9 protein-coding genes are annotated in these 7,460 nt (G+C 60.8%); 1 reads left to right on the plus strand and 8 read right to left on the minus strand.

The window, feature by feature from the left end; genetic code table 11:
• The 3 genes from H1Y01_RS18955 to H1Y01_RS18965 form a co-directional block, all read right to left on the minus strand.
• A partial coding sequence (locus H1Y01_RS18955; RefSeq protein ID WP_180542358.1) for a heparan-alpha-glucosaminide N-acetyltransferase domain-containing protein occupies positions 1-803 on the minus strand: 803 nt, incomplete at its 3' end.
• Between the two features lie 53 nt (positions 804-856).
• Complete coding sequence (locus tag H1Y01_RS18960) at positions 857-1,546, minus strand: LolA family protein (RefSeq protein ID WP_180542361.1); 690 nt, start codon at positions 1,544-1,546, stop codon at positions 857-859.
• Between the two features lie 33 nt (positions 1,547-1,579).
• Entirely contained in the window at positions 1,580-1,948 is a 369-nt protein-coding gene (locus H1Y01_RS18965) for a hypothetical protein (protein WP_180542362.1), read from the minus strand.
• 161 nt (positions 1,949-2,109) lie between these two features.
• Here H1Y01_RS18965 and H1Y01_RS18970 point away from each other — a divergent pair, with 161 nt between their 5' ends.
• Entirely contained in the window at positions 2,110-2,892 is a 783-nt protein-coding gene (locus tag H1Y01_RS18970; protein WP_180542364.1) for an SDR family NAD(P)-dependent oxidoreductase, read from the plus strand.
• A 65-nt stretch (positions 2,893-2,957) separates the two neighbouring features.
• Here the strand turns inward: H1Y01_RS18970 and moaC are convergent, their stop codons facing one another.
• From moaC to H1Y01_RS18995, 5 genes are all read right to left on the minus strand, one after another.
• Positions 2,958-3,422 carry a cyclic pyranopterin monophosphate synthase MoaC gene (gene moaC, locus H1Y01_RS18975; RefSeq protein WP_180542366.1) on the minus strand — a complete coding sequence of 155 codons (465 nt, stop codon included), beginning with the start codon at positions 3,420-3,422 and terminating at the stop codon, positions 2,958-2,960.
• On the minus strand, positions 3,419-4,612 hold the full coding sequence (locus H1Y01_RS18980) for a molybdopterin molybdotransferase MoeA (protein ID WP_180542368.1): 1,194 nt from the start codon (positions 4,610-4,612) through the stop codon (positions 3,419-3,421). The genes moaC and H1Y01_RS18980 overlap by 4 nt, the downstream gene beginning before the upstream one ends.
• 9 nt (positions 4,613-4,621) lie before the next feature.
• The gene (accC, locus tag H1Y01_RS18985) at positions 4,622-5,950 is read right to left on the minus strand and encodes an acetyl-CoA carboxylase biotin carboxylase subunit (RefSeq protein ID WP_367399806.1); all 1,329 of its coding nucleotides are present in this window, start codon (positions 5,948-5,950) and stop codon (positions 4,622-4,624) included.
• Between the two features lie 98 nt (positions 5,951-6,048).
• Positions 6,049-6,561 (minus strand): acetyl-CoA carboxylase biotin carboxyl carrier protein, encoded by a 513-nt coding sequence (gene accB, locus H1Y01_RS18990; RefSeq protein ID WP_180542372.1) that lies wholly within the window; start codon positions 6,559-6,561, stop codon positions 6,049-6,051.
• A 51-nt stretch (positions 6,562-6,612) separates the two neighbouring features.
• Complete coding sequence (locus H1Y01_RS18995) at positions 6,613-7,254, minus strand: DinB family protein (protein WP_180542374.1); 642 nt, start codon at positions 7,252-7,254, stop codon at positions 6,613-6,615.
• Positions 7,255-7,460: the final 206 nt, after the last annotated feature.

A 7,460-nucleotide genomic window follows, 5' to 3' on the forward strand; every position in this document is an offset into this window, starting at 1 on the left:
ATCATCAGGAGCAGTACGCCAAGCTTGATGAATACTAAGCCGGGACCATCCAGCCAGAATTCGGACTTATGATAGACCGACGGTCCATAGCTGGAGTAGAAACTCACACCCAACGCTAACAAGGCTCCACCGAGAGCGAACCGCTGCATCATCCACGTCAGCCGTTCACCCTTGGCGAGACGCAGTACAGACCCGAAACTAATTCCGAACGCGATGTAAGCGGCCCAGGGGAAGAAGGAGAAGTAGTTATAACTCGGGACCAGGTAGTCGCGCAGAAACTGCGGTTGTATCGAACCGCCGAACTGGGTGACCAGCGGCGCGAGGAGTGCGATTGTAACGCCCAGGATCGCGCCGACCTTGATGCGGTTGCGGGTCGAGAGCATCGCCAGAATGGCGAAGAATCCGATGCCGACGCCCATGCAGTTGAGGATGTCGACCTTCAACATTTCCGTCCAGGGCGAGTCGGTTGCCGGAGAGAAAAGGCGCGTAAACAACCACAGCTGGATACGGAAGGCGAAAGCGACGGCCAGCAGATATCCCGCGCGGCGCAGGGCGCCCGTCCAACGCGCTGCAACGGGGAAGCCTTTACGCTCCTGGCTATCCATCAGGAACGCGAGGGTGATGCCCGTTAAAAACAGGAAGATCGCCGGGGGCATGCCGCCCACAAACTGCGAGAAGACGTAGAATCCTCCCGTTCGCAAGTCATTGCGCAGGAACGAATGGAACACGTGGCCTTGCAGCATGATGACGGCGGCCAATCCACGCATCCAATCGAGATAAAGAAGCCGGTTCGCGGTCTTCATGTTTGTTGTATTGATAGCAATGATCCTGCCAAAGGGTACCGATAAAGCGTCGCTCAGCGCCCCGGAGTCTCTCTTTTAACATTCTTTGGCAATTTCAGCTTCAAACTGGAATCCGGGAGATTGGGTTCCAAATGGATGTTGGAGAAGGCGAAAAGCTGGTAATCGCCGCCGGCCTGGAAGATTTTGTGCTGGATGGGCAGGCCGGTGTCGGGTGAAATCCACATCTCGATCTTCTGAACGTGAGCCGCGACGTCCTTATTCTTCGGCGTTAACTGCAGTTCCGCGGCGGGACGGCCGTCCAGCGGGTCGGCTCCGAGATATTTCACCTCATTATTGGCCAGCAAATCCGCCTTGGTCGTCCCGAATCCGAGCAGTAGAAACTGCTCGATCAGCGACGAATTCTGGCCCAGGTTGTACTCCTGGACGACGTTGGTGCGCGGCAGGTAGATATCCACCGTTTGGCCCTGGAGGGAGACGGATTTTGGATCCGGCTGGCCGAAATTCACCAGCATGCGCGTGTCGCCCGGCTTGACTCGCTTCATCCGGATGGTTCCGGTGGCGACCTGATCCTGATTGACGACCTCAGTGTGCGCTACCTGGCGTAAATCGGCCGACATTCCCCGGAAACCCGCGGCGGCACGGTCGATTTTGGCGAGCACTGCGTCGGCCGGATCCGCGCCTCCAGCGAATCCGACACTCCCCAAAATGAAGATGAACGACGCAGCGAGGTACCTATTGTTCATATCGGTTTGACGCGCGGGAGTTCGAGGCAATTGCTAAGGTTTTGCCACAGCCATATAGCCCGTCAATTCATGGTCGGAGTTGTACACCGGATCGACCCTCGTGACCTTTTGCTCGCGCCCGGTCTTCACCTTCAAAATCCCGGCGACGCGAGCGACTCTCGCCCGATCCGGAGCGTTTTCGGCAACGTCCGCGAGCAACTCCGGCTCGAGCCAGAATACGCTAGCTCCGTTGGCCGACGGCAGTAGCGCAACCTCGTGGGATTGCGGGATCCGCGGCTGATCGTGGAACCACGCGCGGGGAATGCCGAAGATAAACAGGAGGATCACTGCGACGATCAAGTCATACTGCCAGGATGCGCGCGGGTAGTCCCACAGAAGCACCCGTTTGACGACGTTTCCCACGTTTTCAGGTTAGCATCGGGCCAGGACGTCAACGAGGACGAGTCTGCTGGCCTGCGCGGCCGGAACCTTGAATGTGATCCTTTTCGAAACGACTTGCGAAGGATCGCCAGGGTAACAGTAGTTTCACAACAACCGTTACGTTAAGTTCGTAGGAGAGACTTATGAATAGATTCGAAGGTAAGGTAGTTATCGTCACGGGGGCCGGCTCCGGCATTGGGGCGGGCACCGCGCGCCGCTTTCTACAGGAAGGCGCGTTGGTAGCCCTTAATGGACGGCGTGAACACAAACTGCGGGAAACGATAGCAGGATTCGATCCAGCAAAGTCGCTGGTTCACCCTGGAGATGTGTCGGAGGAGGACTACGTGAAGCGCCTTGTTGAAGACACGGTCAATCAGTTCGGGAAACTGGATGTGCTTGTCAACAACGCTGCATGGGCGATCTTTGGTCCGTTCGCCCAGGGCACCACTCAAGACTGGCGCAAGACAATGGCGACCGACCTTGACAGCGTCTACTTCGCAACCCGGGAAGCCTTGCCTCATCTTCTGAAAACGAAGGGTTCCATCGTCAACGTTTCGTCCGTATCCGGTTTGGGGGGAGACTGGGGGCTTAGTTTTTACAATGCTGCCAAGGGGGCGCTTACCAACTTGACGCGTTCCCTTGCGCTTGAGTACGGCTCCCGCGGCGTGCGGGTGAACGCAGTGGCGCCCAGTCTCACATCCACCGAAGCCACCGCCGATCTTGTGAAAAATGAGGCTGTTATGGCAGCTTTTCGTGAACGCCTTCCGATCGGCAGGAGCGCAACGCCGGACGAAGTCGCGGGTGTGATTGCGTTCCTGGCGAGTGAGGACGCCATTTTTATTAACGGAGTGAACTTGCCGATCGACGGTGGAGTCCACGCGTCCAACGGGCAACCGAACTTCCTCTCGCTCTTAGGGCTAGGCTGAAACCCGGAGCCGAGGGGAGCGCGTGTATGTTGGGGTCATTTTCGAGGGAGCCGCGCGCCGGTGCTTTAAGCACGCTTCCAGTGGCCGCTCTTGCCGCCGGTTTTCTCCATCAGATAAAGATCGGTTATCTCGATCCCTTTATCGAGCGCCTTGGTCATGTCATAGACAGTAAGTGCTGCGACGGCGGCCGCGGTGAGCGCTTCCATCTCAACGCCGGTCAGCGCTGTCGTGGCGGCAGTTGCGAGGATGCGGATGCCGTCCGGTTCGATGGTCAGATCGACTCCCGCGTGCGAGAGACCGAGCGGGTGGCACATCGGAATCAGATCCGCGGTTTTCTTAGCCGCCATGATGCCGGCGACGCGGGCGACTTCGAGCGGATCGCCTTTCGGGTTGCTCGCGAGCGCCGCGATTACAGCCGCGCTCATGCGGACGAACGCGTGCGCGGTCGCGGTGCGGCGCGTCTCGGACTTGCCGGAAACATCGACCATGCGCGCCTGTCCGGCTTCGTCGAAATGAGATAGGGGATTCATTTGAGCAGCACGGGCATCCAATCGCCCACCGCCCATTCCATTCGATCCGCGTCAACCACCATGAACGCGTTGGCGCGGGTAAGCGCGGCGATGTCGCTCGAACCGGTCCATTGAATCGGTGTCAGATCGGCATCGCCGGTGACAAGAGCCGGGAGGAAACGGGTAAGACCTCCGCGATGCTTGTAGGGCTGCGTCAATCGGGCCTGGGTGAATAGGATGTCACGCGCCGGTTCGCCTCCGAGCATCTCCAACGCGGCCTTGGCGAAGAGTTCGAACGTAACCAGGGTCGATGCGGGATTGCCGGGCAGCCCGAAAAAGAAGCGCGCGCGAACCCGGCCGAAGACGAGCGGCTGGCCCGGCTGGATCGCAACCCGATCGAAGACGACGTCGGCTCTGAGAGCGGCAAGCGCGAGTTCGACGACATCGTATTTGCCCGCGGAAACGCCGCCGGATAGCAGAAGCAGGTCGTAGGTGAGCCCTTCTTCGATCAGCGCGCGGGTTGCTCCCAGGCGATCGCGCGCCACGGGCAGGATGACAGGGATGCCTCCCGCGCGCGCGACCTGCGCGGCGACCGAGTAGGCGTTGGAGTTGCGGATCTGATGGGCTTCGGCGGGTTCGCCCGGTTCGACGAGTTCGTCGCCGGTGGCGATGATCGCGACACTCGGCTTACGGAAAACAGAGACCCGCGCGCAGCCGACCGCAGCCAGCATGGCGACTTCCGCGTATCCGATCCGCGTGCCGGCGCGAAGCAGAAGCGCGTCGTGGGTCGCCTCGCTGCCGCGCTCGTTGATGAACTGACCGGCCGGCACGGCGGATTCGTACTCGATCCAATCGCCATCACGGCGGACGTGTTCCACCATAACGACGGAATCCGCGCCATCGGGAATTGGGGCGCCGGTCATGATCTCTACGCACTCGCCGGGTCCAACAGCCCGGGTGAAGCGGGCTCCCGCGCGAACCTCACCGATCACGCGAAGGCGGCCCGGCAGGTCGGCGGAGCGCACCGCAAATCCGTCGCGGGCGGTGCGGTCGAGCGTCGGGTAATCGCGGTCGGCGTAGACGTCTTGAGCTAAGACGCGCTGGTCCGCGGAGGTGAGTTCCACTATCTCTGCAGGCGGTGGAACCTGCGCGGCTGCGACATGTTCCAATACCAGGCGGCGCGCGGTGCGAAATGGAAGTGGAGCGGCCAACTGGAAACTTCAGCCCAGCAGCTTGACGATGAAGTGCGTATCGAAGTTGCCGGCCACGAAATCGGGATCGGCAAGGATGCGCTGGTGCAGCGGAATCGAGGTATGAATGCCTTCGACGATAAACATGCTCAAGGCGCGTCGCATGCGCGCAATCGCCTCCGTTCGATCCGCTCCGTAGCAGATGAGCTTGGCGACCAGAGAGTCGTAGTACGGCGGGATTACGCCGTCGGTGAAAGCGTGCGTATCGACGCGGACGCCGATGCCGCCCGGCAAGTTGAGCGCGGTGATGCGGCCGGGCGACGGCGCGAACGTCTCCGGGTTCTCGGCGTTGATGCGGCATTCGATCGCGTGACCCTTCGGCTGCACCGGCCGCGTGATCAGATCGTCGAGCTTCTCGCCGGCGGCGATGCGGATCTGCGACTTCACCAGATCGATCCCGGTGACGAGTTCGGTGACGGGATGCTCCACCTGAATGCGGGCGTTGACTTCGATGAAGTAGAGGTCGCCGGTTTCGTTCATCAGGAACTCGACCGTACCCGCGTTGGTATAGCCGATGGATTTGAGCGCCTCGCGGAGCTTGGCCATCACGCGCTCACGCACTTCCGGACGCAGCGCAGGCGATGGCGATTCTTCCAGCAGTTTCTGATGGCGCCGCTGGATGCTGCACTCGCGTTCGCCGAGAATCTCGACGGTGCCGTGCTCGTCGGCCAGAATCTGGAATTCGATGTGGCGCGGGCGCGTGACGAATTTTTCCAGGTACACGTCGGCGGAACTGAAGGCGGCGCCGGCTTCCTGTTGCGCCTGCATCAACAACGCGGGAAGCTCTTCAGCCTTGTAGCAGACGCGCATGCCGCGTCCGCCGCCACCCGCGGATGCTTTGAGGATGACGGGAAATCCGATCTGGCCGGCGAGTTCGATGGCCTCTTCCGGACTCTGGAGAACGCCTTCGGAGCCCGGCAGCGTGGGCACTCCGTGCTGCTTCATGATGGCGCGCGCACGTTCCTTGACGCCCATCTCGCGGATGATCTCCGGGCGCGGTCCGATGAACTTGATCCCGCTCTCTTTGCACACTTCGGCAAACCGCGCGTTCTCGCTCAGAAAGCCGTAGCCGGGATGAATGGCGTCGACGTTGGTGATCTCGGCGGCGCTGATGATCGAGGGGATATCTAGATAACTACGCGCGCTCTTGGCCGGCCCGATGCAGACCGCTTCGTCGGCGAAGCGCACCGGCAGGCTGTAGCGATCGGCTTCGGAATAGACGGCGACCGTTGGTATGCCGAGGTCCTTGCATGCCGCGATGACGCGCAACGCGATCTCGCCGCGATTGGCGATCAGGATTTTACGAAACGGAAGCTTGGCTGCGGGCTGCGGCGAAGTGGACGCAGGAAACCGCTTGACGCTTTCAGAAGTTTTGGTTGAACTCACGCTGTTAGATATTAGATGGCCCGGATCGAGAACAGAGCTTCACCGTATTCGACCGGCTGCCCGTTGGGCACCAGTTTGGCCACGATGACTCCGGCAAATTCCGCCTCGATTTCATTCATGAGCTTCATGGATTCAATAATGCAGAGCACGCGCCCGGCTTGCACCGTCTCGCCGACGCGAACGAACGGCGGGGAACCCGGCGACCCGGACTCGTAGAAGGTGCCGACGATCGGCGACTTGACGAGCTTGACGGAGGGGTCGTCAGTCGGTTCCGCTTTCGGGGGCTCGGGCGCTTGTTGCGGCGCAAGCGCCTGCGGCGACGGTCCTTGGGCAAACTGCTGGTGTCCGCCGGTCCCGGATGGCGGGGGCGCGGAAGAATAGTGCATCCCCGAGCCCGGCGCGGCGGATTTTGAGCCGCCCGACCGGCTGATGCGGACGCGGTCCTCTCCCCGTTGAACTTCGAGCTCGGTAATGTCCGATTCCGACAGGAGCTGAACGAGCTCGCGAATCTCATCGACTGTCATGGCAACGGATAAGCTTAGCAGACCCGCGTACGCCGCTCACCGCGCCTGGTACTACTGACCCGTCGCAGTCGCGGTCTTGGGGTAATTGGGATCGGCCTCGACTTCCAGAATCTGCTCGGTGTGGCGCGCGCTATGGGCGGAAAGCAACAGCAGAAACTGGTAGGCGTCCATGGGACCCGTGGGGCCTTGGCCGACGTGGGTGCGGAGATCGTCATTCGTGGTTTTCACGTACTCGATGGTCTTGGCGCGGACGGCGATGAAGGCTTGCGCGGCATCGGCCGGCGTTGCGTAGATGCCCGCGGGAACAATCGGTTCCGGCGCCTTGATCTTGTGCGAGCGGTCTTTCACGCCGGCGACGATCTTCTCGTCGACTTCGGCAGTCGCCGAGGCAAGCCGCGGCACCGCCGGGGTTTGCAGGAACTTCTGAGACGCTCCGAAAATGTAAGGCTCCGCTTTAACGATGTGTTCGGCGCATTCGGCCACGGACCACCGATCCGGCCCGGCTTTGAACTTCCATTGCGCGAGTGTCAGGCCCTCGATGCTGGCCAGAAAATTCTTTTTCGATTCGTCGAGTTGCGCGAGCAGGTAGGAGCGCTCGGCATCGGTCATCGCTCCGGTTGTTGTCTCTGCCTGTGGGGCGGCCACGACGACGAACGGTGTGGCCGCGAGGATCAGGGTCAGTAATTTATGCATGGATTTCCTCGTTTTGATTTTCAGAGTAAGTGCCGCGTTCAATTGTAATCACAAAATGGGCGCGGATGTAAAATCGGGTTTAAAGAGACGAGCTTTGGACCCGCCGTCCTTAAGCCGATTGCGCCGGGTAGGGTCGGTTTCCTCTTCTGACCTTCCCGAACCACAATTCGGGCCTCGGCTCCAATCGATACGGCCTGCGGCCACCC

Source organism: Nevskia soli (genome assembly GCF_903970205.1).
Classification (GTDB): domain Bacteria; phylum Acidobacteriota; class Terriglobia; order Bryobacterales; family Bryobacteraceae; genus Bog-113.

Excerpts from the sequence above, each read along its gene's own strand:
- H1Y01_RS18995 (WP_180542374.1), bottom strand. The coding sequence starts at position 7,254 with ATGCATAAATTACTGACCCTGATCCTCGCGGCCACACCGTTCGTCGTC.
- accB (WP_180542372.1), bottom strand. The coding sequence starts at position 6,561 with ATGACAGTCGATGAGATTCGCGAGCTCGTTCAGCTCCTGTCGGAATCG.
- moaC (WP_180542366.1), bottom strand. The coding sequence starts at position 3,422 with ATGAATCCCCTATCTCATTTCGACGAAGCCGGACAGGCGCGCATGGTC.
- H1Y01_RS18960 (WP_180542361.1), bottom strand. The coding sequence starts at position 1,546 with ATGAACAATAGGTACCTCGCTGCGTCGTTCATCTTCATTTTGGGGAGT.
- H1Y01_RS18970 (WP_180542364.1), top strand. The coding sequence starts at position 2,110 with ATGAATAGATTCGAAGGTAAGGTAGTTATCGTCACGGGGGCCGGCTCC.